This is a genomic window from Flagellimonas lutimaris (genome assembly GCF_003581615.1).
GTDB classification, from domain to species: domain Bacteria; phylum Bacteroidota; class Bacteroidia; order Flavobacteriales; family Flavobacteriaceae; genus Flagellimonas; species Flagellimonas lutimaris.
In genome coordinates, this window is the sequence record NZ_QXFH01000072.1 from 226,207 (window position 1) to 249,350 (window position 23,144).

General features: G+C 39.6%; 26 protein-coding genes. 20 read left to right on the forward strand and 6 right to left on the reverse strand.

The genetic code is table 11. From position 1 onward, the window contains the following. Positions 1–172 precede the first annotated feature (172 nt). Positions 173–571, forward strand: coding sequence for an acyl-CoA thioesterase (locus tag D2V08_RS10845; RefSeq protein ID WP_119608177.1), 399 nt, complete (start codon positions 173–175; stop codon positions 569–571). Here the strand turns inward: D2V08_RS10845 and D2V08_RS10850 are convergent. From D2V08_RS10850 to ribD, 4 genes are read right to left on the reverse strand one after another with little or no spacing between them, the layout of a single operon-like run. Next, the gene (locus D2V08_RS10850; protein WP_119608178.1) at positions 568–1,182 is read right to left on the reverse strand and encodes an IMPACT family protein; all 615 of its coding nucleotides are present in this window, start codon (positions 1,180–1,182) and stop codon (positions 568–570) included. The two genes, D2V08_RS10845 and D2V08_RS10850, sit on opposite strands and share 4 nt — an antisense overlap. Beyond that, positions 1,182–2,045, reverse strand: a complete 864-nt coding sequence (locus D2V08_RS10855) for an EamA family transporter (RefSeq protein WP_119608179.1) — start codon at positions 2,043–2,045, stop codon at positions 1,182–1,184. Before D2V08_RS10855 ends, D2V08_RS10850 begins: the two co-directional genes overlap by 1 nt. After that, on the reverse strand, positions 2,046–2,648 hold the full coding sequence (locus tag D2V08_RS10860; protein ID WP_119608180.1) for an HAD family hydrolase: 603 nt from the start codon (positions 2,646–2,648) through the stop codon (positions 2,046–2,048). Then, positions 2,641–3,693: a bifunctional diaminohydroxyphosphoribosylaminopyrimidine deaminase/5-amino-6-(5-phosphoribosylamino)uracil reductase RibD gene (ribD, locus tag D2V08_RS10865; RefSeq protein ID WP_182835524.1), complete on the reverse strand. Its 1,053-nt coding sequence runs from the start codon at positions 3,691–3,693 to the stop codon at positions 2,641–2,643. The genes D2V08_RS10860 and ribD overlap by 8 nt, the downstream gene beginning before the upstream one ends. 30 nt (positions 3,694–3,723) lie before the next feature. Here ribD and D2V08_RS10870 point away from each other — a divergent pair, with 30 nt between their 5' ends. The 7 genes from D2V08_RS10870 (at position 3,724) to D2V08_RS10900 (ending at position 9,727) form a co-directional block, all read left to right on the forward strand. Further along, positions 3,724–4,209, forward strand: a complete 486-nt coding sequence (locus D2V08_RS10870; RefSeq protein WP_119608182.1) for a GNAT family N-acetyltransferase — start codon at positions 3,724–3,726, stop codon at positions 4,207–4,209. After that, on the forward strand, positions 4,209–5,141 hold the full coding sequence (gene prmC, locus D2V08_RS10875; RefSeq protein WP_119608183.1) for a peptide chain release factor N(5)-glutamine methyltransferase: 933 nt from the start codon (positions 4,209–4,211) through the stop codon (positions 5,139–5,141). The genes D2V08_RS10870 and prmC overlap by 1 nt, the downstream gene beginning before the upstream one ends. Beyond that, positions 5,138–7,138 carry an NAD-dependent DNA ligase LigA gene (gene ligA, locus D2V08_RS10880; protein ID WP_119608184.1) on the forward strand — a complete coding sequence of 667 codons (2,001 nt, stop codon included), beginning with the start codon at positions 5,138–5,140 and terminating at the stop codon, positions 7,136–7,138. The genes prmC and ligA overlap by 4 nt, the downstream gene beginning before the upstream one ends. Next, positions 7,135–7,428, forward strand: coding sequence for a hypothetical protein (locus D2V08_RS10885; protein WP_119608185.1), 294 nt, complete (start codon positions 7,135–7,137; stop codon positions 7,426–7,428). The genes ligA and D2V08_RS10885 overlap by 4 nt, the downstream gene beginning before the upstream one ends. Positions 7,429–7,669: 241 nt before the next feature. Next, positions 7,670–8,251 (forward strand): cadherin repeat domain-containing protein, encoded by a 582-nt coding sequence (locus D2V08_RS10890; RefSeq protein WP_147374091.1) that lies wholly within the window; start codon positions 7,670–7,672, stop codon positions 8,249–8,251. A gap of 48 nt (positions 8,252–8,299) precedes the next feature. Beyond that, positions 8,300–9,169, forward strand: coding sequence for a BspA family leucine-rich repeat surface protein (locus tag D2V08_RS10895; RefSeq protein WP_147374092.1), 870 nt, complete (start codon positions 8,300–8,302; stop codon positions 9,167–9,169). 288 nt (positions 9,170–9,457) lie between these two features. Further along, positions 9,458–9,727, forward strand: coding sequence for a cadherin repeat domain-containing protein (locus D2V08_RS10900; protein WP_147374094.1), 270 nt, complete (start codon positions 9,458–9,460; stop codon positions 9,725–9,727). Between the two features lie 2 nt (positions 9,728–9,729). Here the strand turns inward: D2V08_RS10900 and D2V08_RS10905 are convergent, their stop codons facing one another. Both D2V08_RS10905 and D2V08_RS10910 read right to left on the reverse strand, forming a co-directional pair. Beyond that, positions 9,730–10,641, reverse strand: coding sequence for a metallophosphatase (locus D2V08_RS10905; RefSeq protein ID WP_119608189.1), 912 nt, complete (start codon positions 10,639–10,641; stop codon positions 9,730–9,732). After that, a complete protein-coding gene (locus tag D2V08_RS10910) occupies positions 10,642–11,355 on the reverse strand; it encodes a 5'-nucleotidase C-terminal domain-containing protein (protein ID WP_245980566.1) in 714 nt (237 codons plus the stop codon). A gap of 115 nt (positions 11,356–11,470) precedes the next feature. Between D2V08_RS10910 and D2V08_RS10915 the strand changes: the two genes are divergently transcribed. The 12 genes from D2V08_RS10915 to D2V08_RS10970 all read left to right on the forward strand — a co-directional run bounded on the left by D2V08_RS10915 (position 11,471) and on the right by D2V08_RS10970 (position 23,135). Further along, a complete protein-coding gene (locus tag D2V08_RS10915) occupies positions 11,471–12,004 on the forward strand; it encodes a DUF6913 domain-containing protein (RefSeq protein ID WP_119608191.1) in 534 nt (177 codons plus the stop codon). 4 nt (positions 12,005–12,008) lie between these two features. Next, on the forward strand, positions 12,009–12,899 hold the full coding sequence (dapA, locus tag D2V08_RS10920) for a 4-hydroxy-tetrahydrodipicolinate synthase (RefSeq protein ID WP_119608192.1): 891 nt from the start codon (positions 12,009–12,011) through the stop codon (positions 12,897–12,899). 108 nt (positions 12,900–13,007) lie between these two features. Beyond that, positions 13,008–13,844 carry an outer membrane protein assembly factor BamD gene (locus D2V08_RS10925; protein WP_119608193.1) on the forward strand — a complete coding sequence of 279 codons (837 nt, stop codon included), beginning with the start codon at positions 13,008–13,010 and terminating at the stop codon, positions 13,842–13,844. A 23-nt stretch (positions 13,845–13,867) separates the two neighbouring features. Continuing rightward, entirely contained in the window at positions 13,868–14,194 is a 327-nt protein-coding gene (locus tag D2V08_RS10930; protein WP_119608194.1) for a DNA-directed RNA polymerase subunit omega, read from the forward strand. Positions 14,195–14,197: 3 nt separating this feature from the next. Further along, positions 14,198–15,403, forward strand: coding sequence for a bifunctional phosphopantothenoylcysteine decarboxylase/phosphopantothenate--cysteine ligase CoaBC (gene coaBC, locus D2V08_RS10935; RefSeq protein WP_119608195.1), 1,206 nt, complete (start codon positions 14,198–14,200; stop codon positions 15,401–15,403). Next, positions 15,396–16,286 (forward strand): type IX secretion system protein PorD, encoded by an 891-nt coding sequence (gene porD / locus D2V08_RS10940; RefSeq protein WP_119608196.1) that lies wholly within the window; start codon positions 15,396–15,398, stop codon positions 16,284–16,286. The genes coaBC and porD overlap by 8 nt, the downstream gene beginning before the upstream one ends. Positions 16,287–16,332: 46 nt before the next feature. Then, positions 16,333–17,985 carry a DNA repair protein RecN gene (recN, locus tag D2V08_RS10945; RefSeq protein WP_119608197.1) on the forward strand — a complete coding sequence of 551 codons (1,653 nt, stop codon included), beginning with the start codon at positions 16,333–16,335 and terminating at the stop codon, positions 17,983–17,985. A gap of 73 nt (positions 17,986–18,058) precedes the next feature. Next, positions 18,059–18,871: an enoyl-ACP reductase FabI gene (locus D2V08_RS10950; protein WP_119608198.1), complete on the forward strand. Its 813-nt coding sequence runs from the start codon at positions 18,059–18,061 to the stop codon at positions 18,869–18,871. Between the two features lie 55 nt (positions 18,872–18,926). Continuing rightward, positions 18,927–19,934 carry a glycosyltransferase family 2 protein gene (locus D2V08_RS10955; protein ID WP_119608382.1) on the forward strand — a complete coding sequence of 336 codons (1,008 nt, stop codon included), beginning with the start codon at positions 18,927–18,929 and terminating at the stop codon, positions 19,932–19,934. A gap of 3 nt (positions 19,935–19,937) precedes the next feature. Beyond that, positions 19,938–20,894, forward strand: a complete 957-nt coding sequence (locus D2V08_RS10960) for a CdaR family protein (protein ID WP_119608199.1) — start codon at positions 19,938–19,940, stop codon at positions 20,892–20,894. Then, positions 20,891–21,484 carry a dephospho-CoA kinase gene (gene coaE / locus D2V08_RS10965; RefSeq protein WP_119608200.1) on the forward strand — a complete coding sequence of 198 codons (594 nt, stop codon included), beginning with the start codon at positions 20,891–20,893 and terminating at the stop codon, positions 21,482–21,484. Before D2V08_RS10960 ends, coaE begins: the two co-directional genes overlap by 4 nt. A gap of 64 nt (positions 21,485–21,548) precedes the next feature. Beyond that, complete coding sequence (locus tag D2V08_RS10970) at positions 21,549–23,135, forward strand: sensor histidine kinase (protein WP_119608201.1); 1,587 nt, start codon at positions 21,549–21,551, stop codon at positions 23,133–23,135. Positions 23,136–23,144 lie beyond the last annotated feature (9 nt).

Below are 23,144 nucleotides of genomic sequence, written 5' to 3' on the forward strand. Positions count from 1 at the left end.
TTAATATTTAAGAGTAAACATCTAAAGGGTTATAAGATGCTTATTGGATGCGACAAATATGTGAACAAATCTTTTAAAAAAAAAATCAATTTGTCATTGAAAGTTTTGTTTTTTTTTCGCATGTTACCCTCAAAATAAGCAAGCCTCTAAATATATAATTTTTCAGTTAAAAATGGGTCTAAATTCATATTCTTTTCGGGTTCGGTATGCAGAAACCGACCAAATGGGGGTTGTTTACCACGGAAACTATGCACAGTATTTTGAGTTGGGCAGAGTTGAGTGGTTAAGAGCCATGGGAATCACTTACAAAAGCATGGAAGATAACGGCATAATATTACCCGTAATTTCCTTACACATTAATTATAAAAAGTCTGCGTTGTATGATGATTTACTCACGGTACGTACCCGATTGAAATCTAAACCGATGGTGAAAATTGAATTCGACTACGAGCTGTTGAACGAGTCAGGGGAATTATTGGCCACAGCAAATACCGTTTTGGCTTTTATGGATAAAAAAACAGGTAGGCCCATTAAATGTCCCGATTATATTTTGGAAAAATTGGAGGATTAATCCAATTGTGTGATTTTTATGTGTTGCATTTCATCGAAAAGTTGAAACACTTCCTCCGATTCACTTAATCGAACCGAAATAACAAGCGCACAATCCAACTCCATTTTTTGGGAAACAATGTTCAGATTTTTCTGTTTGATGATTCGCATCACTATATCCATTTCTGGGTAACCAAATTGTAATCGAAACTGCGCCTTAATGGTTTTCTTTACAATCTTGGCATTTTCCAGGGCCATTTGAGCAGCGGTTTTGTATGCCTGAATCAAGCCACCAACCCCAAGTTTGGTGCCGCCGAAGATTCTGGTCACTGTAATCAATACATTGGTAACATCAAAAGATTGGATTTGTCCGTAAATAGGCATTCCCGCTGAATTATTGGGTTCCCCATCATCGTTGGCCCTGTATGTTGGGCTTTCGACTCCTAGTTGCCAAGCGTAGCAAACATGGTTGGCCGTATGATATTTTTTTCGAAGTTCCTCTACAATAGGTTTTACATCATCTTCCGAAGTAATAGGGTAGACTGCAGCATAAAATTTGCTTTTTCGGTCTTTATATAAAATCTCGGGCGAAGGTTTGTTGACGGTCTTGTAAACATCTTCTTTTTTCTCCATCAGAACAAAGCTACCAATATTATGCTCAAAATGGCCAAAGCAACACCTCCCCAGTTTTTAAGACTCAACTTTTCCTTAAAGAGTAAGATTCCGAATATAGTAGAGAACATTACAATGGCGACATTATTTAAAGTAAAGATAGCAGCACTGCTCAAAATGTCCGAGCGTAGTGCGCGAATCAAAAAATAGATGGAGAAATAGTTTGGTACACCAAGGGCGATTCCTCCCACAATATTTTTAAGGTTGATTTTTAACGGAGTTTTTACCGCCTTCATTCCTATGAAAATGAAACCGGTCAAAGCTGCAAAACCAAAGATCATGGAAGAGAATACGGGAATTTCCTGATCGGTCAAATGGATTTCCTCAAAATACTGAATGCTGGTATCGATAACACCGGAACCCAAAAACACCAATAAAGGAAGTATCAGCGCCTTTCTATTTATTCTGATACTCTTCTCCTTGATTGAGGCCAAGTACACGGCAACCAATGCCAATAGAATCCCTATAATCTGAAGCGGGCTCAAATGTTCGCCATAAAGTACAACACCCATTACTACGGGAATCGCCAACGACATTTTGGTAGCCACCGAGGCCACAGAAACTCCAGAGACTTGGGCAGTTTTGGCCATTAGATTAAAAATCACAATAAATAGAATACCCAATAAGATAGGCCCCACAAACCAAGGTTTGTTGGTTAAATCACTGACCCCAACAGGACCATCATATAAAAAGAATCCAACCAAGCAAGCAACCACATAATTGGTGATGATGGCGTATAGTGTCTGAATTTTATAAACATCAAATAATTTAAAGACCACAAAAATCAACGTGGAACTAAGAACACTCAGGGCAAGATATATCATTTACAATTTTGATTTTAGTTGGGCGATGTCTTCTTTGCCTACCTGAAGGTTCCAGACTTTAATGCCCAATTGTAGCGCAGAATCGGTATTTTCTTTTACATCATCCACAAAGAAAGTTTCGTCGGCTGCAAGATTGTTTTCTTGCAATACGAAATCAAAAATTTCCGAATCTGGTTTGCGCATCCCAATTTCATAGCTTAAATAAAACTTGTCAAAAGCGTTTTTGAATCGATTGAACCGATGTATTCCCATTTGTTCCTTCACACATTCTATATGCAGGTCGTTGGTGTTGCTCAACAAAATCATTTTGTATTGATTTTCCTTGGCAAGATCTTCAATAAACTGTAATCGTTCTTCCGGAAAATCCAATAAAATAGAGTTCCAGGCTTGCGTTAAATATTCCCTGCTGGCTTTGGGAAAACGAGTTGAAACTTCATCCAAAAAATCCGAAGAAGAAATTAGTCCTTTCTCATAATTTTGAAACAAACCCTCCAAATTTGGGGTCACTTCGGTAAATCCGTGCTGCACCATTGCCTTTGCCGTGGCAGGCTTGTCCAAATTGATGAGCACATCGCCAAAATCTAGGATAATGTTCTTAATCATTTATATATAAGGATAAGGTGTCAGTTAAAATCTGTTGCCGCTGCGATAGGGTTCCTTTTAATTTTGGGGCAGGCAACCCTTTTTTAAAACAAACGGAACCTTTAAAAATGCGAGCCTCGTCCCACAGGTTTTTACCTATAAAAGTTTGAAGCGTTTTTGCCCCTCCTTCAACAATTAAGCTGGTAATATTGTTTTGATGAAGTACATCACAGATTTGTTGGGCCAAGGGTTTTGAAAAATCTAGTACAGCATAATCTATACCTTTAATATATAATGATTGATCCCTTACCGTTGTCAAAACAATAGTTAGGACAGATGCATCCAAAACGTGAAAGCTCGAATCAATTTTCAAATCCTTGTCCAAAACAACACGAATGGGGTCCTTGCCCGCCCAATTACGAGTGGTCAATTTGGGGTTGTCCTCCAAAACAGTTCGGGTTCCTACCAGAATGGCCTGTTCTTGGCTTCGCCATTGGTGCACCAATTGCTTGGAATGGGCGTTGGTAATCCAAAAAGGTTCAGGGTTCTCTTTTCGTAAAGATGCATCGGGCGCTATAAAGCCATCATCTGACTCCGCCCATTTTAATATAATGTAGGGGCGATTCTTTTCCTGAAAGGTCAAAAAACGTTTGTGGTGTTCCCTGCATTCATCTTCCAGAATGCCCACTGTGACTTTGCAACCCGCATCCTCCAATTTTTTGATGCCTTTGCCTGCAACCTTATCGTGAGGGTCCTTTAATCCGATAAAAACCTCTTTGAGTTTGTGCTTAGCAATCAAATCTGCGCAAGGAGGTGTTTTTCCGTAATGGGAGCAGGGCTCTAACGTAACATATAATGATGATTCCTGAAGTAAATGCTTGTCCTTCACGGAATTTATGGCATTCACTTCGGCATGTGGACCTCCGTAGGGACTGGTAAAACCTTCGCCGATAATTTTTCCGTCATGCACAATTACACATCCCACCATAGGATTGGGTGCAGTGGTTCCCAGCCCTTTTTTGCCCAATTCTATGCATCGGAGGATGTATTTTTGATGTATATTCACCCCGCAAAAATAGAACAATAAAAATACAATATGGGAGATACGGTGATTCGTGAAATAACCCCCGAAGACAACGCACAGGTGGCCCAAGTAATACGAAAGGTTTTTGAGGATATGGGTGTGCCCAAAGTGGGAACCGCCTATGCAGATAAGGCGTTGGACGATATGTACTCCAATTACAATGTGCCAAAGGCAGCCTACTTTGTAGTGGAGCATCAGGGGCGGATTATTGGTTGTGCAGGTGTGGCACAATTGGACAATTACGATGGAAATGTATGTGAACTTCAAAAAATGTACTTTTTGGAAGAGGCTAGGGGCAAGGGACTTGGTGCCAAAATGATAACGGCCTGTTTAGAAAAAGCCAAGGAATTTGGTTTTGAAGCATGTTATTTGGAGACCATGCCTTATATGGAAGCCGCTCAAAAATTGTACAAAAAGAACGGTTTTGATTATATAGATGCCCCAATGGGAAACACAGGGCACTATTCCTGTCCGGTTTGGATGCTTAAAAAGTTGTAATGCTCCTCAAAGAAATCAAAGATATTTTCCACAAAGAATTGGATGAACTCTATCCGAAGGAAGAAATAGATTCCTTCTTTTATAGCTGCATAGAGCATTATTTAAAATTGGAACGCTTCATATTGGCAATTCAACCAGGTTTAACATTGACCAAAGAAGAAGAGCAGCCTCTTTTTGAGGCGCTCGCCCATTTGAAGTTGGAAAAGCCACTACAGTATATTTTGGGTACGACTCATTTTATGGACTTGGAACTTCAGGTGAACGAAAATGTCCTTATCCCACGGCCCGAAACCGAGGAGTTGGTCCAATGGATTTTGGACGATATCAGCAGTGAGAAGTCAGATATCAGACATCAGAAAACGGAAGTAAGAAATCAGCCTAATGAAAAGGATACTGAAAACCTTATCCCTCCACCTTTGACCATTTTAGATATAGGCACAGGTAGCGGTTGCATTGCCATTGCTTTAGCAAAGAATCTACCCGACGCAAAGGTTTATGCCTTGGATGTTTCTGAAGAAGCACTGGAGGTTGCTCAAAAAAATGCAGAATCAAATGGAGTGGATATTGGGTTTATGCATCAGGACATTTTTAATCCTGAACTTGAACTTGAGTCTGAACTTCATTTTGACATTATCGTGTCCAATCCTCCCTATGTCAGAGAATTGGAAAAGAAAGAAATCAACAAAAACGTAAAAGATTTTGAGCCGGACACCGCGCTTTTTGTGTCTGACGAAGACCCTTTGGTGTTTTACAAAGCCATCATGGGTTTTTCGGAAAACAACCTTAACGAAAATGGAAGTCTTTACTTCGAAATCAACCAATATTTAGGGGAGGAAACCAAAGCACTTTTCAATACCCGTAATTTTTCGGAAATTGAACTGCGAAAAGACATTTTTGGCAACGATAGAATGCTAAAAGCAAAGAGAACATGAACATCCAAGAAAAAATTAATTCCCTCCGCGATGAGTTGAGGGATCACAATTATAAATATTACGTGCTCGATGAGCCTTCCATTTCCGATTACGAATTTGACATGAAGCTGAAGGAGCTTCAAAAATTGGAAGCTGAACATCCGGAATTTCAAGACTCGACATCACCGACATTACGAGTTGGTGGAATGGTCACCAAAAATTTCGAGACCGTTCCCCACGAGCATCGAATGTATTCTTTGGACAATTCCTATTCCAAGGAAGATTTGGAGGATTGGGAGAAACGTATTCAGCGTATTTTAGGTGATGTCGAAGTCGAGTTTACCTGTGAGTTAAAGTATGACGGGGCCTCCATAAGCCTAACCTATGAAAATGGACAATTGGTGAAGGCCGTTACCCGTGGTGATGGTTTTCAAGGTGATGATGTGACCAACAACATTAAGACCATAAAATCGGTTCCCTTACAGTTGAAGGAGGACTATCCACAAAAATTTGATATTCGAGGTGAAATTATTTTGACGCTCGAAGGCTTTGCAAAAATGAACGCAGAGCGTGTTGAAGCTGGTGAAGACCCGTATATGAATCCAAGGAACACGGCATCGGGCAGTTTAAAGCTTCAAGATAGTGCCTTGGTGGCTCAACGCCCGTTGGAATGTCTGTTGTATAGTGTAGCCGGTCAAAATCTTGGAGTTACATCTCAATTTGAGGTTCTTGAAAAAGCTAGGTCATGGGGATTTAAGGTGCCAAACGTGGCCAAGCTTTGTAAATCCACAACGGAAGTGATGCGGTTTGCCGATTACTGGGAAGTAAACCGTCACAATCTACCATACGAAACAGATGGGGTAGTGGTTAAGGTGAATAGTATCCAACATCAAGACGAACTTGGGTACACTGCCAAATCGCCAAGATGGGCAATGGCCTACAAGTTCAAGGCAGAACAAGCAACAACAATCTTAAATAAAATCACCTATCAAGTTGGGCGTACGGGTGCGATTACCCCTGTTGCCAATCTAGAGCCTGTTTTATTGGCGGGAACTACGGTAAAACGTGCCTCCTTGCACAATGCCGACCAAATAGCCAAGCTCGATGTCCGCGAAGGAGATACTGTTTTTGTGGAGAAAGGAGGGGAAATCATCCCAAAAATTGTAAAGGTTGATTTTACTAAGCGAGATGCTGATTCCAAACCCACTGAGTACATTACCCACTGTCCCGAATGTGGTACCGAACTAATTCGTAAGGAAGGGGAGGCGCAGCATTTCTGTCCTAACGATATTGGTTGTCCAACACAGATAACTGGTAGAATTCAGCATTTTATTTCTCGAAAAGCCATGGATATTGAAGGCTTGGGGGCAGAAACGGTAGAACTACTTTTCAATGAAGGATTAATTGACGATTACGCTGACCTTTACACCTTGACCAAAGAACAAATTTTGCCTTTGGAACGTATGGCTGAAAAATCCGCTGAAAACTTGGTAAATGGGGTTCAAGCATCCGTTAAAATCCCATTTGAACGGGTCCTTTTTGCTTTGGGAATTCGCTATGTGGGGGAAACGGTAGCCAAAAAACTGGCAAAGGCTTTCAAAAATATTGATGCGTTAATGACTGCTTCACAAGAACAACTGGTTGCTGTAGACGAAATTGGGGAGCGAATTGCGGAAAGCGTAGTCAATTTTTTCTCGGAGCCCGCCAATATGGAGATTATTGACCGATTAAAATCCTATGGATTGCAATTTTCATTGTCAGAGGAACAATTAGAGAATCAAACTGAACTACTCAAAGGACAAACTTTCGTTGTTTCTGGGGTTTTTGAAAATATCAGTAGAAACGAATTAAAAAAGATGATAGAGGACAATGGGGGTAAGGTGTCTTCGTCCATTTCTTCAAAAACCAGCTTTTTAGTAGCTGGTGACAAAATGGGGCCAAGTAAAAAAACAAAAGCGGAAAACTTGGGAGTTCCTATGATATCTGAACAAGAATTTTTACAAAAGTTGGAGGCATGACACCCAAAACCTTCGAAGAATTTGAATCAACCTTAGGGCAGAGGGAGCCGCCAAAAGAATGGACAGATGCTTTGCAATCCCTTTGGTTTGATGCAAAAGATGATTGGGAATCTTCTCATAACATTGCCCAAGATATCCATTCTCCAATGGGCAGTTGGATTCACGCTTACCTGCACCGAAAAGAAGGTGATAAGTGGAATGCAGGCTACTGGTACAATCGTGCGGATAAGCCTTTTCCTGATTACAGTTTGGATAAGGAGTTGAAAGTTTTGGTGGAGGCAAATTTATAGGAATAATTGCCTTCCATTCTTTGATATCGGTTCTCGTTCCAACAAAGTTTTTCTACTGTCTATATATTCTGGATTTTCTTGACTCATTTAAGATTTTCGTAATTGAAAAATAGAGAGGGGATTGGTTTTAGCCTTCAAAATCTTTGATTCGTCAATTCAAATAGGGCATAGGTCAATTGTAGTTGAAATCTTTATCGGTTATTCCACATCTTGCTTCCTATAATCATTATTGTTATAAACTATGAAAAGAAGTAAAATGTGGGGTATTCCCTTTGTTATTATCGGTATTTTGTGGTCCTGCGACCCAAATCGACCAGATTCTATTTATGTGAACACGGCACCTAAAGTCAACAACCAAAGCTTTTCTGTTTTGGAGGATATTTCAGATAAAGAAATTATCGGACAGGTAATAGCTTCGGATGTTGACGAAGATAAATTAACATATACCATTGAACAAGATGACAGCGGTTTGTTTGCTATATCAAAAAGTGGAGCAATACGATTGGCAACTGATAAATCCTTGGATTATGGTATAGCCGATGAACATATCTTGTCAATTAAAGTTCATGACGGTATTGTGGGTAGAATAGCCACGATAACCATTCAGGTGGGAAATGTAAACATGGGGCCACCTGTAGTTGTAGATCAATTTTTTGAGGTGGCAGAGGATATTTCAGACATTCATATTATTGGAAGCATTCAAGCGGATGACGCCGATGGAGACGTTCTGGTCTATAGTATTGTTCAAAATGACAACGACCTTTTTGAACTTACCGAAAACGGGGAATTGAGCCTGAAAGATGGGGAACGATTGGATGATTAAACCACAGAAAAGCATGAGATCCAAATAAGTGTTACAGATGGTGAGGAAGTGGCGACAGCGCTTGTTCAGGTGATCGTACCAAATGTAATAGAAATGCATGAGGAGCCGGAATCCTTTGTCACTAAATGGGAAATACCTTCAGATAGTTTTGAAGAGTTAATAGGGACAAATGTAAATTACGCCTACGATTTTGTTATAGATTGGGGCGATGGGACGATTGAGGAATATAATTTTGAAAATACTAAGTTCATTGCCCATACTTTTGAAAAGGCTGGCACATATACCGTTGCAATACAAAGTAATTTTCCTGCATTTGTAGCGAAATTAGGAGAGGATATTGCGTTATTAACTTTAGTGAGTATTGAACAATGGGGCAGTATTCCTTGGAAATCTTTTCATAGGGCCTTTGCCTTTTGTCCCAACCTGGGTTACAATGCCCAGGATGCTCCAGATTTGAGCAATGTAACGGATATGAGCAGAATGTTTACGCAATCTTCTTTTGATGGTGATATCAGTGGATGGGATACATCAAATGTCCAAAATATGGGTCATATGTTCTTCTATGCAAAAAATTTCAATGGTGCTATTGGTAATTGGGATGTAGGTAATGTAACCAGCATGAACAATATGTTTTATGAAGCCCATTCTTTTGATCAAAATCTAGGAGGATGGAATATTGGAAATATTGCCGATATGTCAGCTATGTTTCATAATTGTGGCATGTCCCCAAGTAACATGAATTCCATATTAATCGGTTGGGCCGATTTTGTGAACCAAAATGGCGGCCCTGCAAATATTACCTGTGGAATGGGCGGAATTACTGTTTGCGGACCTGAAGTGGATATGGCAGGCATGATCTTGGTAAATGATAATGGATGGGATTTCCCGGGCATTACCAACCTTTTCAACTGTCCATAAGCAGTTCTTAATATCAACTCTCTTGAAACCGCTGAAAGATGATCATTTGTTTTTAGTGGTTTTTTTATTTGCTGCGATGCCAAGAATCAATCTGACCACCCAACATTTTCAATGGCTAATCGCACATTTTTTGGTCTACCGCCAAAAACGCATCAACCCAAAAAAGGGATATATAAATTCAAAGTGGGTGTCCATAAGATTAGGCCAATAAAATTAAAGCAAACTCTTCATCTTGCACCTTAATCAAAAAACCTAATTATGTACAATGTACTAAACAAATTAGCAACAATGCTAATAGCGGCGACTCTGCTTTGGTCCTGCGTTAAGGATGACGGTCCCACAGCATTCGCCAATCATGCTCCAGTTATATACGAGCAAGCTTTTAACTTATCGGGAACGATTACTGATGTCCAAATGATAGGCATGGTTGAGGCCTTTGATTCTAAAATGGGGACCAAACTTATCTTTAGCGTTACCACCAATTATAATGACTTGTTCGAAATAGACAAGACAACCGGATCACTAAGCTTAAAAGCAGGTAAGGAACTTGATCTTTAACTTTAAACCGTTATACTTATACCTTTTGCCGAAGCATTTTTATCGGCATCAAAATAAAAGTCGATTCTGCCTAAATTGATTCCGTAGCACCCAACTTGATTCACCAATACCGAGTTGCCATTTTGATTGGTTCTTACATCAGGTTTGTCCAAAAAGGTGTGGGTGTGGCCCCCAATAATCAAATCGGTATGGAAAGTGCGTTGTGCTAATCGGGTATCGCAGGGTCTATCTGGATTTTTGTAATCATATCCCAAGTGCGAAAGACAAACAATCAAATCACATTGTTCTTCTTCCTTGAGTTTCTTTTCCATATCCAAAGCAATCTCGTAAGGATTCAAATACTGTGTTTCTTTGTATAGTTTTTTGGTCACCAATCCATCCAACTCAATGCCAATGCCATACACTCCGATTTTAACACCATCAACTACGTAGGTTTTATATGGTTTTACGTAGCCATTCATCACAGTATTGGAAAAATCGTAGTTGGCAGAAATCATTTCAAAGGTGGCATGGGGCATCTGTGCCAATAAACCCTCAATACCATTGTCAAAATCGTGGTTTCCAATAGTCGAGGCATCATACTTGAGCTTGCTCATCAATTTAAACTCTAATTCACCGCCATAAAAATTGAAATAGGGCGTTCCCTGAAAAATATCACCTGCATCAAAAAGGAGGGTGTTCGGATTCTCGTTTCGAATCTGTTCTACCAAAGTGGCCCTTCGGGAAACTCCACCCAAATTAGGGTACCTGGAGTGGGAGGAAGGGAAGGTGTCGATATGACTGTGCACATCGTTGGTGTGCAGAATGGTTATTTGTTTTTTACCTAGATTGGAACACGAACTTAAACTCAGCCCTCCCAAACCGATTAAAGTTGATGCCGCGGTGGTATTGGTAATAAAATCCCTTCTTTTCATCTAGTTCAATTGTTTTATACGATCATCTGCTACTGCTTTTAAGGTATCCACTTTTTTAAAGTAGTCGATAATAGCATTTCTTATAAGGTAATCGGTTTCTGTTATTGAAATAATTTCATCAAAAAAACCAACGCTTGGACCGCCATTCACCAGATAGTCGGAAGTGGCCACATAATAATTTCGATTTTCGTCAAAAGGTTGCCCCTGTATGTTTACGGATTCTAGCGAGCGGTTTTTGTCCGTAACAATCCGTATGCCCGATACTGGGTGCCTTCGCGAGGATTTAGCTACAAAATCAATGAGCTGTCTTGCGGCCGAACCACTAAGTTCAACTACTTCGATATAATTTTCAAAGGGCATCACCTCGTAAGCATTTCGTGCACTTACATTTCCTTCAGAAATTATGGACCGTACACCACCAGCATTTAGCACTACAAAATCCAAATCTTTACCCGACCTAGAATTAAAAATGGGAGCGGCCTGTTCAAAAACAATGTCGGCCATTAGGTTGCCCATGGACGAGGTGCGTTCACCATCTTTTAACAATAGAGGGTTGGGAGCGTAAGCCAAAGTGCTGTCCAATACCTCGTTAATTCTATTTCTGTAAGGTTCCACAAAAGTGGCAATGGAATCTGTTTCTGCCAGGGTAGAATCAATGGGAATTTGCCTGCCGTTAATTTCTGTAAGCTTTCCAGTGTCAGTTTTACAGGACATCAAAAAACAAAAAGTTGTAAATACAACAAATTGTTTGAATTTTAAATTGTTCACGTAAGTATATTTGTTAACTCGTCTTGGTAGATTATTTACCTTTGTAAAAATCATCAAAAATATGTTTTTGAAAGGACTCCAAGACAAATTTAAGGTTAAATCCGGGCTAAAATATTTAAGGGAGGAAATGGAGAAGCCTCCAAAGTCCGTGGGCAGGGAAAAAGGGATTACCAGCATTGGCTGCATTGTGGATGTTGATAATTTCCAGAAAGCAGATGCCTTTTACGAACTTATTGATGAGTTTGAGCTACGGCCCAACGCCATAAAAATTATTGGCTATAAACGGGAATATGATAAAAATTCACCCTATGCCATCCAAATGTTTTCCGATAGGGATTTGGGATGGAAAGGTCAGATAGAAAATGGCTATGTTCTGGAATTTTTAGGTAGGGAATACGATATGTTGATCAATTATTATGAAGATGATAATTTAATGATGAAATTATTATCGGTAAAAACCCCCGCCCGCATTAAAGTAGGTTTAGGGGCCCAGGACCCGAAGGTCAACGATTTGATTTTAAATACTCCCATGAACGATTTTAAGTTGTTCAAGAGTGAATTGAAAAAGTATTTAAAGGTCTTAAAAGAAATTTGAACAAATGGAACAATTGATCGGAACAGGAGTAGCATTGATAACTCCTTTCAGAGAAAATTTATCGATAGATGCAGAAGCATTGGAAAGAGTGGTTGAATACAACATTCAAGAAGGTGTTGACTATTTGGTGGTCTTGGGAACAACTGCTGAATCTGCAACACTTTCACAAGCCGAAAAACAATTGGTGGTCGATGTTGTGGTACGTTCCAATGCCGGAAGACTGCCTTTGGTACTCGGTGTTGGAGGAAACAACACCATGTCAGTAACCAATGAGTTGAAAACATTGGATTTGTCCGATTTTGATGCCATTCTATCTGTTTCACCTTACTACAACAAACCTACACAAGAAGGAATATATCAACATTTTAAGATGATTTCGGAAGCATCGCCCATTCCTATTGTCCTTTATAATGTACCATCAAGAACAGGAAGCAATATGTTGCCCGAAACAACATTAAAACTGGCCCATAATTTTTCCAACATTGTGGCAATAAAAGAAGCTTGTGGAGATTCGATTCAAATCGATAAAATAATCAAGGGCAAACCTGAAAGCTTTTTGGTGATTTCCGGGGATGATGCAACTGCTTTGCCCACTGTTTTGGCAGGTGGAGCAGGAGTCATTTCAGTTTTGGGCCAAGGATTACCTGCACTATTCTCTGAGATGATCAAGTTTGGTCTGGAAGGAAATCCAAAAAGTGCTTACGCCATCCATCATAAACTATTTGACCTAATGTCCCTTATTTTTGAAGAAGGTAACCCAGCGGGCATCAAAAGTATTTTTGAATGCAAGGGTATTTCTAGAGCCACCGTTAGGTTGCCATTGGTAGAAGCAACCCCTGTTTTAAAAGAGAAAATTGCCAGCTCTTTGAAGACACTGGACAAAGCACATGTTTAAAATACGTTAAATGTTGCCCAAATTATTGGGTATTGGCTGCTTTACCCTTTACATTTGAGAGGTGAAAATTCTTTTTTTATATCCGTTCAATATCACTAATTTTGCAAAATGTTTTTGAAAATAAGGTCAATACTCCTTTTTTGTTGTGCAGCAGCACTTCTTGTATCCTGTAGTGAGTACCAAAAGGTGCTTAAGGAAACCGATGTGAAGGCTAAATACGATATGGCCGAAAAACTCTATAACGAAGGAGATTACAAAAGAGCAGTTCGTTTGTTCGAACAAATTGCGCCAAAATATGTGGGCAAGCCTCAAGGTGAACGGGTGATGTTCTTCTTTGCGGATAGTTATTTCAAAAATGATGATTATTATTTATCAGGATATCAGTTTGAGCGTTTTATAAAGTCTTATCCTCGGAGTGATAAAATACAAGAAGCGAGCTTTTTGGGAGCTAAAAGTTATTATATGCTCTCACCAAAATATTCTTTGGACCAAACGGAAACTGACAAAGCCTTGTTGAAGTTGCAAACATTTATCAATAATTATTCCGAGTCGGAATATTTTGAGGAAGCCAACAATATGGCCAAAGAATTGACCGCCAAAAAAGAAAAGAAACAAATTGAGATTGCGAAGCAATTCAATAAGCTAGGAAAGTTTAATTTACCAGTATTGATATCAGCCATTACGGCGTTTGATAACTTCATTACCGATAATCCAGGTTCAGTGTATAGGGAAGAAGCGCTTTATTATCGGATTGAAGCAACAACGGAATTGGCAATAAACAGTACAGAGGATAAGAAGAAAGAGCGATTGGAAGATGCTCTTGACTCATATAATAATTTATTACGTTATTTTCCCGACACAGAATTCAAAAAAGAAGCGGATAAGCTAGCTGAAACAGTTCAAAAAGAATTGAGCACTTATTCCGACACAACATTATCCAAATAAAAAAAGTTTTTAAACCACTGCATATGCAAGATTTGAAAAACACCAAGGCACCGGTTTCCACAGTTACACTCAATAGAAACGAGTTCGATGAAAAAACCGGCAACATTTATGAAGCCATTTCAATTGTAGCAAAGAGAGCTATCCAAATCAATTCTGAAATAAAAAAGGAATTGTTGGAGAAGCTTGAGGAGTTCGCAACATACAGCGATAGCTTGGAAGAGGTGTTCGAGAACAAAGAACAAATAGAGGTTTCCAAGTTCTACGAAAAATTACCAAAACCACATGCTTTGGCAGTACAGGAGTGGTTGGAAGATAAAATTTACTACAGGAATACAGAGAAAGACGCATAAGAAATGCTAAGCGGTAAAAATATCCTTTTGGGAATTTCCGGGGGAATTGCCGCGTACAAGACTACATTTCTTGTTCGTTTACTGATTAAAGTTGGTGCCCAGGTCAAAATTGTAATGACCCAGAGCGCCAGCTCTTTTGTTTCTCCCCTTACCTTGTCCACGCTCTCTAAAAATTCGGTTTTGTTGGATTTTGTAAATGAGGAAGATGGAAGCCTATCTTGGAACAATCATGTTGAGCTAGGACTTTGGGGCGATGTGATGTTGATTGCACCTGCCACGGCAAATACATTGTCCAAAATGGCCAACGGAACATGTGATAATCTACTTTTGGCCACCTATTTATCTGCAAAGTGTCCCGTTTATTTTGCCCCGGCAATGGATTTGGATATGTACAAACACCCATCTACGAAAAACTCTTTGGAAAAACTGGAATCTTTCGGCAATACCATAATTCCTGCCGAGTCTGGAGAATTGGCTAGCGGTTTGCACGGAGAAGGGCGTATGGCAGAGCCTGAAAATATTGTTTCATTTATCGAGGATGATCTGGCCAAAGGATTGCCGTTGTCAGGAAAAAAAGTATTGATCACTGCAGGACCGACTCATGAAGCCATTGATCCCGTTCGTTTTTTAGGAAACCGTTCCACTGGTACCATGGGGTTTGAGTTGGCAAAAAAAGCAGCAAATCTAGGGGCAAAGGTAGTACTGGTTTCAGGTCCCACCCACCTGAATACGAACCATAGTTCTATTCAGCTAATTCGGGTGACTTCTGCACAAGAAATGTATGAAGCCTGTCATGAACATTATGCTGATATGGATATTGCGATATGCGCAGCTGCCGTAGCGGATTATCGACCTAAAACTATCGCAACTGAAAAAGTGAAGAAGAAGGAAGGTGATATGAACATTGCATTGGAACGCACCCCGGATATTTTGATGTCGCTTGGTGAGATTAAGAAAAATCAATTCTTGGTCGGATTTGCTCTGGAAACCCAAAAAGAGCTCGAAAATGCGAAAAGCAAGCTTAAAAGAAAACATTTGGATGGCATCGTTCTTAACTCTTTGAAAGATGATGGCGCAGGGTTTGGAGGAACTACCAATAAAATCACCTTCATAGATAAGAATTCGGAGATAAAAACGTTTGATTTGAAGACGAAGTCCGAAGTGGCTTCCGATATTTGGGAAGAAATTATCTCCAGAATCCATGCGTAACATACTTTTTTCTGTTTTTTTATTGTTTATTGTCCTCGGGGCATCTGCACAGGAACTTAATTGTGCGATAACCGTAAACTCCGATCAAGTTGGACAGACCAATCAGCAGATCTTTAGAACTCTGGAGCGTTCACTGAATGATTTTGTGAACAAAACTAAATGGACCAACAGGACTTATCGTGAAAATGAGCGAGTCAATTCAAGGATGTTCATCACAGTAACCCAATACGAATCGGATCGTTTTGAAGCGAATATCCAGATTCAGTCCACACGACCTGTTTTTAATACCACTTACGAAAGCCCGGTTTTTAACTACAAGGACAACGCTTTCAATTTTCAATACCAAGAATTTCAACCATTGGTTTACAATCCCAATAATTTTGATTCGAATTTGCTAGGGGTTATCTCGTACTACGTTTACATGATTTTGGGATTGGATGCAGATACTTTTTCTTTGGAAGGTGGCAACGATTTCTACCGACAGGCACAAAATATTGTAACCCAGGCACAAAGTTCCAGTTATAGCGGCTGGAGCCAGGAAACAGGTGATCGAAGCCGTTTTGAATTGGTGGACAATCTTTTGAGCAACTCTTTTAGGGAATATCGCATCGCCATGTACAATTACCATAGAAAAGGCCTTGATATTCTTGCTGACAACAATAGTACTGGAAAACAAATCATTGCCGGCAGCCTTCGTTTGTTTGAAACCTTAATAAGCCGCAGGCCCAATGCCTTTTTGATTCAGACCTTTTTTGATGCCAAGTCAGAAGAAATACAAAATATCTTCTCCGATGGCCCCAAGGTGGACATTGTAAAACTTAAGGAAACCCTTAATAAAGTGGCTCCATTTTATTCCGGCACATGGAATGAAATAAATTACTAGTGCAGTTCTCTAAAGAGGTTTATCTTTACGGGTAAAATCTTCAATATTGCTAGTAAATCTATCCATCCAAAATTATGCACTGATTGATGATGTAAGTGTGTCGTTTTCTAACGGATTCACTACTATAACTGGTGAAACTGGGGCAGGGAAATCGATACTGTTGGGAGGTCTGTCTATGGTATTGGGCAAGCGTGCCGATTTATCATCATTAAAAAATACGACTCAAAAATGCGTGATAGAGGCAGAGTTCGATGTTTCTAAATATGAACTCCAATCGTTTTTTGAGGAAAATGACTTGGATTATGAGAATACGACGATTCTTCGTCGTGAAATATTGCCTAGCGGAAAATCAAGGGCCTTTGTCAACGATTCTCCAGTTACTTTGGATGTGTTGCGGGCATTGGGGGATCAGTTGGTGGATGTCCACTCACAGCACCAAACTATGCGTCTTACTGACAATGATTTTCAAATGAAAGTGCTCGATGCTTTGGCAGATAACACGGATAATCTTTCTGCATACACCACGGAGCTTGAGAAGTTGCGAACTGCATCCAAAGAGCTTCAAGAATTAGAAGATTTTCAGGCTGATGCGGATAAAGAGCAAGATTACAATAGTTTTTTATTAAAGGAACTGGAAGATGCAAAGCTCAAAGAAGGTATGCAAGAGGAGTTGGAAGAGGAATATGAGCAGTTGAGCAATGTGGAGCAGATTATGGAGCAGTTGTCTGCAGGTCATCAGTTGCTGAACGACGAACAATTGGGCATTGTGGGCCGGCTTACCGACCTAAAAAGGGCATTCCAAAACCTAACGGATTTTGGGTCAGACTATAAATCGTTATATGATAGGATTCAATCCGTGTTGATTGAGACGGACGACATCGCCTCCGAATTGGAGCAGTTGGAGGGCGGCGTGGAGGCCAACCCTGAACGGTTGGAAGTAGTGAATGGGCAATTACAACAATTGTACGACCTGCAAAAAAAGCACCATACCGATTCGGTATCAGAGTTGATTGCCATTCGAGAGGATTTGGCTCAAAAAGTGGACGCTGTGGCCAATATTGAGTCCAAAATCAAGGAAAAACAAGAAGAAGTCGATGCGATTACAAAAAAAGTAGATGCATGGGCCAAAAAAATAAGCGATGGTAGAAAGGCTGTTATTCCTAAATTAAACGAAAGGCTTCAAGAGAACTTGGCATCTTTGGGTATGCCATCAGCTACTTTTAATATTGAGGTAAATCCATCCAATTCATTCAAAACCAATGGAAAGGATGATTTAACATTCTTGTTCTCTGCGAACAAGGGCTCTAATTATGGTGAACTTAAAAAAGTGGCATCGGGAGGGGAACTTTCCCGTATAATGCTGACCATAAAATCAATTTTAGCGGAATACGAAAACCTACCGACCATGATGTTCGATGAGATTGACACGGGAGTATCAGGTGAAATATCGAACCGTATGGGGGAGATTATGCAACAAATGAGCAGTACTATGCAGGTATTCTCAATCACGCATCTACCTCAGGTCGCATCAAAAGGGCGCTATCAATTTAAGGTATATAAGGAAGAGGGCGCGGAAGGAACAAGTACACATATAAAACAGTTAAGCGCGGATGAACGCATACAGGAGCTGGCCGAAATGTTGGGTGGTAAGTCCTTGTCCGAATCTGCTTTGGCCCACGCGAGAGAGTTGTTGCAATAAAACAGCAAAAGTGAATCCCAAACTTCAATTAGTTTAAATATCTTTGTCACACAATCAACAATTGTAAAAAATTATGGCATACAATCTTTTAAAAGGTAAGAAAGGAATCATTTTTGGTGCTTTGGATGCAAATTCCATTGCTTGGAAAACCGCAGAACGTGTTCATGAAGAAGGAGGTACGTTTGTACTTACCAATGCACCCATCGCAATGCGTATGGGTCAAATCAACGAACTTGCGGAAAAAACCAATTCAGAAATCATTCCCGCAGATGCCACTAACGAAGAAGATCTTAAAAATTTGGTGGAGAAGTCCATGGAGATATTGGGTGGAAAATTGGATTTTGTGCTTCATTCCATTGGAATGTCCGTCAACGTTAGAAAAGGAAGAGCATACACCGACGAGAACTACAGTTTTACTGAGAAAGGTTGGGATGTTTCAGCATTATCCTTCCACAAGGTAATGCAGTCGCTTTATAAGGCAGAAGCCATGAACCAGTGGGGTAGCATTGTGGCTTTAACGTATATGGCAGCGCAAAGAACCTTTCCGGACTATAACGATATGGCAGACAACAAAGCGTACTTGGAATCAGTTGCCAGAAGCTTTGGTTATTTCTTCGGAAAAGAACATAAAGTAAGGGTAAACACCATTTCCCAGTCTCCAACCCCAACTACAGCAGGGCAGGGCGTAAAAGGTTTTGATGGGTTTATCAATTACGCAGAAAAAATGTCCCCATTAGGTAATGCTACGGCAGATGATTGCGCGAACTATACGGTTTCACTTTTTTCAGATTTAACCAAAAAGGTGACCATGCAGAACCTCTTTCATGATGGAGGATTCTCCAATACAGGTGTGAGCCAAGAAGTAATCGATGAATTTTCGGAATAAACCTTAAAAAATATATGGGAAGCCATCCTTTTTTGGGATGGCTTTTCTGTTTCAAATGAACACGTTTTTCTCCATAGTGGTTCCAGTCTACAATAGGCCAGAAGAAGTTCGGGAACTATTGGAAAGTCTTCAAAAGCAAGATTTTTCAAAAGATTTTGAAGTGGTTATTGTTGAAGATGGTTCTTCGGAAAGTTCGGAGGATATTGTAAAATTGTTTCAAGATAACCTGCAAATCTCATACTACTACAAAGAAAATTCAGGTCCAGGGGATTCCAGGAACTTTGGAATGCAAAAAGCCAAAGGGAATTATTTTATCATTTTGGACTCGGATTGTATTCTTCCAAAGCAGTATTTGTCGGAAGTTGACAAGGAACTAAAGAAAGAGTTCGTGCATTGTTTTGGAGGACCCGATGCTGCTGATGCTTCTTTTACCAACGTACAAAAGGCCATTAATTACGTAATGACCTCTTTTTTGACAACTGGAGGAATAAGGGGCGGTGAAAAGGCCGTCGGCAAGTTTCAGCCGCGTAGTTTCAATATGGGAATTTCCAAGGATGCGTTTGAAAGAGCAGGAGGTTTCGGCCGGATACACCCTGGCGAGGACCCAGACCTTACGTTTCGAATTTGGAAGGCAGGATTCAACACTAGATTATTTCCCAAGGCTTTTGTGTATCATAAGAGGCGAATCGACTGGAATAAATTTTATATTCAGGTCAATAAGTTTGGCATGGTACGCCCTATACTTAATAAATGGCATCCAGGAACGGCCAAGCCGACATACTGGTTCCCCACTTTGTTTATGCTGGGGTTATTTGTTGCTATAATCTTGGCTATAATAGGGCTTTGGTTGCCGTTACTATTATATGCATTCTATTTTTCTATACTATTTTTGGATGCATTGATAAAGAATAAGAACGCAAAGGTGGCGGTTTTGGCCATTTATGCTACTTTGACCCAGTTTACTGGATATGGAATTGGTTTTTTCAAGTCCACAATGTTGCTTAACTTTAATAATAAGGAAGCAGAAGAGCTATTCCCAAAACTATTTTTCAAGAAAAAGTAAAAAGTGTTCAAAAAGGTATTGCATGGCCTAAATAAGAAGAAAGTGAAAGTGTTTTCACTGTTCTTGTTATGCTCTTTTTTGGCGTGGTTTATTAGTAACCTTTCCGATACATATGAGTCGAGGGCATATTTTACACTTAACTATCGAAACCTCCCAGATTCGTTGTTGTTGGGCAAGAATTCGGATCATCTAATCGAGGCCAAGCTAAGAACCAGTGGCTTTCAATTTTTGTATTATAAAATTTTTAAAAGTCGCATCGATATTGATGTTTCAGAAGTTGAGTTTCAAAATGGGGGTTATGTACTGAGTGAGGAAATCTTGAAACGACAGATGGATCAACAACTATCACAGAATATTTCACTACTGGATTTGGACCGAAATAGGTTAGAAGTAGACCTTTACCAAGTTGATTCTAAAAAAATACCAATTAAAGCAAAGCTGGGCTTACAACTTGAACAGAATTATATTTTGGACGGGAAAATCAAAATAACTCCAGACTCCATAGAGGTAAAGGGGCCAAGCAATGAAATTGACACCATAAAATTTGTTGAAACATCACTTATACAGTTAAACAATGTCAATGCAGATTTTTCCAATGAAGTTGGACTGTTATTTCCAAAAGGATTGGATAACAGTATTTTTTCTATTGGGCGTGTGACGGTTTCCGGGAAGGTTTCTAAATTTTCAGAAAAAGTCTTCGAGGTGCCTATTCAAGTTATTAATATTCCACAAGGTTACCAGATAAAAACATTTCCAGACGTAGTTACCGTATTGTGCAAGGCTACGATAGAAAGATTAAAGGAACTATCCGCTTCCGATTTTGAAATTGTGGCAGATTATAGTCAATTGATGGGGTCTGAAAGCAGTACTTTATTTTTGGAGATTAAGGAAAGTCCCGAAAAAGTATATGATGTAAAGTTGGAAAGTAATACCGTAAATTTTGTTTTGGAACAACAATGATGATAGTTGGACTCACCGGAGGTATTGGTAGTGGAAAAAGTACTGTGGCCAAAATGTTCGTTGAACTGGGCATACCGGTTTATGATTCGGATATGGAGGCCAAAGAGTTGATGGTTGGCTCAAGTGAAGTTAAAAACGCCATCACTGAATTATTGGGTGAAGAAGCTTATGACAATCAAGGCCTAAACAGGCCTTATATAGCGGATAAAGTCTTTAAAGACCCGGAATTACTGGAAAAACTCAATGCAATTGTACACCCTGCTGTCAGAAAACATTTTTTGGATTGGGTGGAAAGACAAGAATCACCATATGTAATTCAGGAAACAGCGTTGATTTTTGAAAATGATGCCCAGGACAAATATGATTATACTATCTTAGTGACAGCGCCTGTCGAAACACGTATTCAAAGAGTAATAGATAGGGATAATGTTGAAGGACAAGCTGTTGTTGACCGGATGAAAAACCAATTGGATGATGAACAAAAGGTCGATTTAGCTAATTTTTCACTAAAAAACCTTGAATTGAACAAAACCAGGAGAAAGGTTAAAGAACTACACCTCAAACTTTTAGCATTATCATCTAAATTTTAACATTTATGTTAAGTTTTGGTTAAACGCTAAAATTACTAAATGTTAAATTTTTAATTTTACCACAATGAACAAGAAGCTATTCGTTCTTCTGGTTGTTCTTATGAGCTTATCCCTTTTAGGGATAATTTTTGTGCAAGTTTATTGGATTCGAACATCCATAAACGATAAGGAAGAACAATTCTCAAGAACAGTTACGGACATTCTGGATAAAGTAGCGAGTAGGGTTGAGAAGCGCGAGATGAAGGAATACTCGGACCGTTTGGCCTCTCTTGCGGATAGCATTGGTGAACCCAAGAGCACACAGTACAAGAATTTTTTGTTCGTTGATCGTGATTTGAACTCAGATGAGATTCTTTTTTATTCACACGGAATTCTCGAAGAAGATTACAATATAACCTCCGCGTTCTTTGATATAAATAATGGTGATAATGAAGACACTACTACCATCAAAAACTTTACTAGTAAGCGAACCAAAGCTGTTTTTAAGGAAGAGTATGGTCTAGATGGGAAGAGTTATAGCCTGACTCCGATACAACGGGCCGAAAAAATTGGTGGATTGAGCAGTATTGATAAAGCTGCTTGGGAAGATGTTTTTATGGAGGCGGCCAAAACGCGCCCGATTCATAAAAGGGTTTCCAAACAAGAATTGGAGTTGCTACTTAGTCAAGAATTGAGCAATAGAAACATAGAAACAGATTATGAGTACGGGGTCTATAGTCAAGGATACCCTACTAAAGTAAGATCTAAGAAATTTAAGTTTTCCGGTTCCAAAATGTACAAGGCGCCAATTTTCAAGGATAGTGAAGGAGTGTCGAACTTTTCATTATTGTTGACATTCCCAAGTATGAAGAAGTACATATTTAGTTCGGTGATGGGAATGGCCATAATGTCCTTAGTGTTTACGTTGATAATTATGTTGGCTTATTCCAGTGCCATATACCAGTTGATCAAACAAAAGCGTATTTCTGAAATCAAATCGGATTTTATCAACAATATGACGCATGAGTTCAAAACCCCCATTGCAACCATAAACCTGGCAGTGGAAGCGATACGAAACCCAAAGTCCTTTGAGGACAAAGAAAAAGTATTGCGCTATTTGGGTATGATTCGTGATGAGAATAAACGTATGCATGCTCAGGTGGAAAACGTATTGAGAATATCGAAACTGGAAAAGAATCAGTTGGACATCAGTAAGGATAGGGTGAATATACATGACTTAATAGTTGATGCCATTGCACATATTGAATTGATTGTTCAAGATAGGGGAGGGTATGTAAACGCTCACCTTGATGCAGAGCGGGCAGACGTATTGGCCAATGAGATGCACATGACCAATGTTATCGTGAACATTTTGGACAATGCGGTCAAGTATTCGCCAGAAACCCCCAAGATCGATGTGTACACGGAGGTGGTTAAAAACAGCATCATTATAAAAGTACAGGATCAAGGAGCGGGAATGAGCAAGGCTGTACTTAAAAAAGTATTTGAGAAATTTTACCGGGAACATACCGGCGACATACATAACGTTAAAGGTCACGGATTAGGATTGGCCTACGTAAAACGAATTATAGATGATCATCAGGGCGAGGTTTATGCAGAAAGTGAAAAAGGAAAAGGAAGTGCTTTCTTCATAAAACTCCCTTTAATTTAAAAAGCGAAC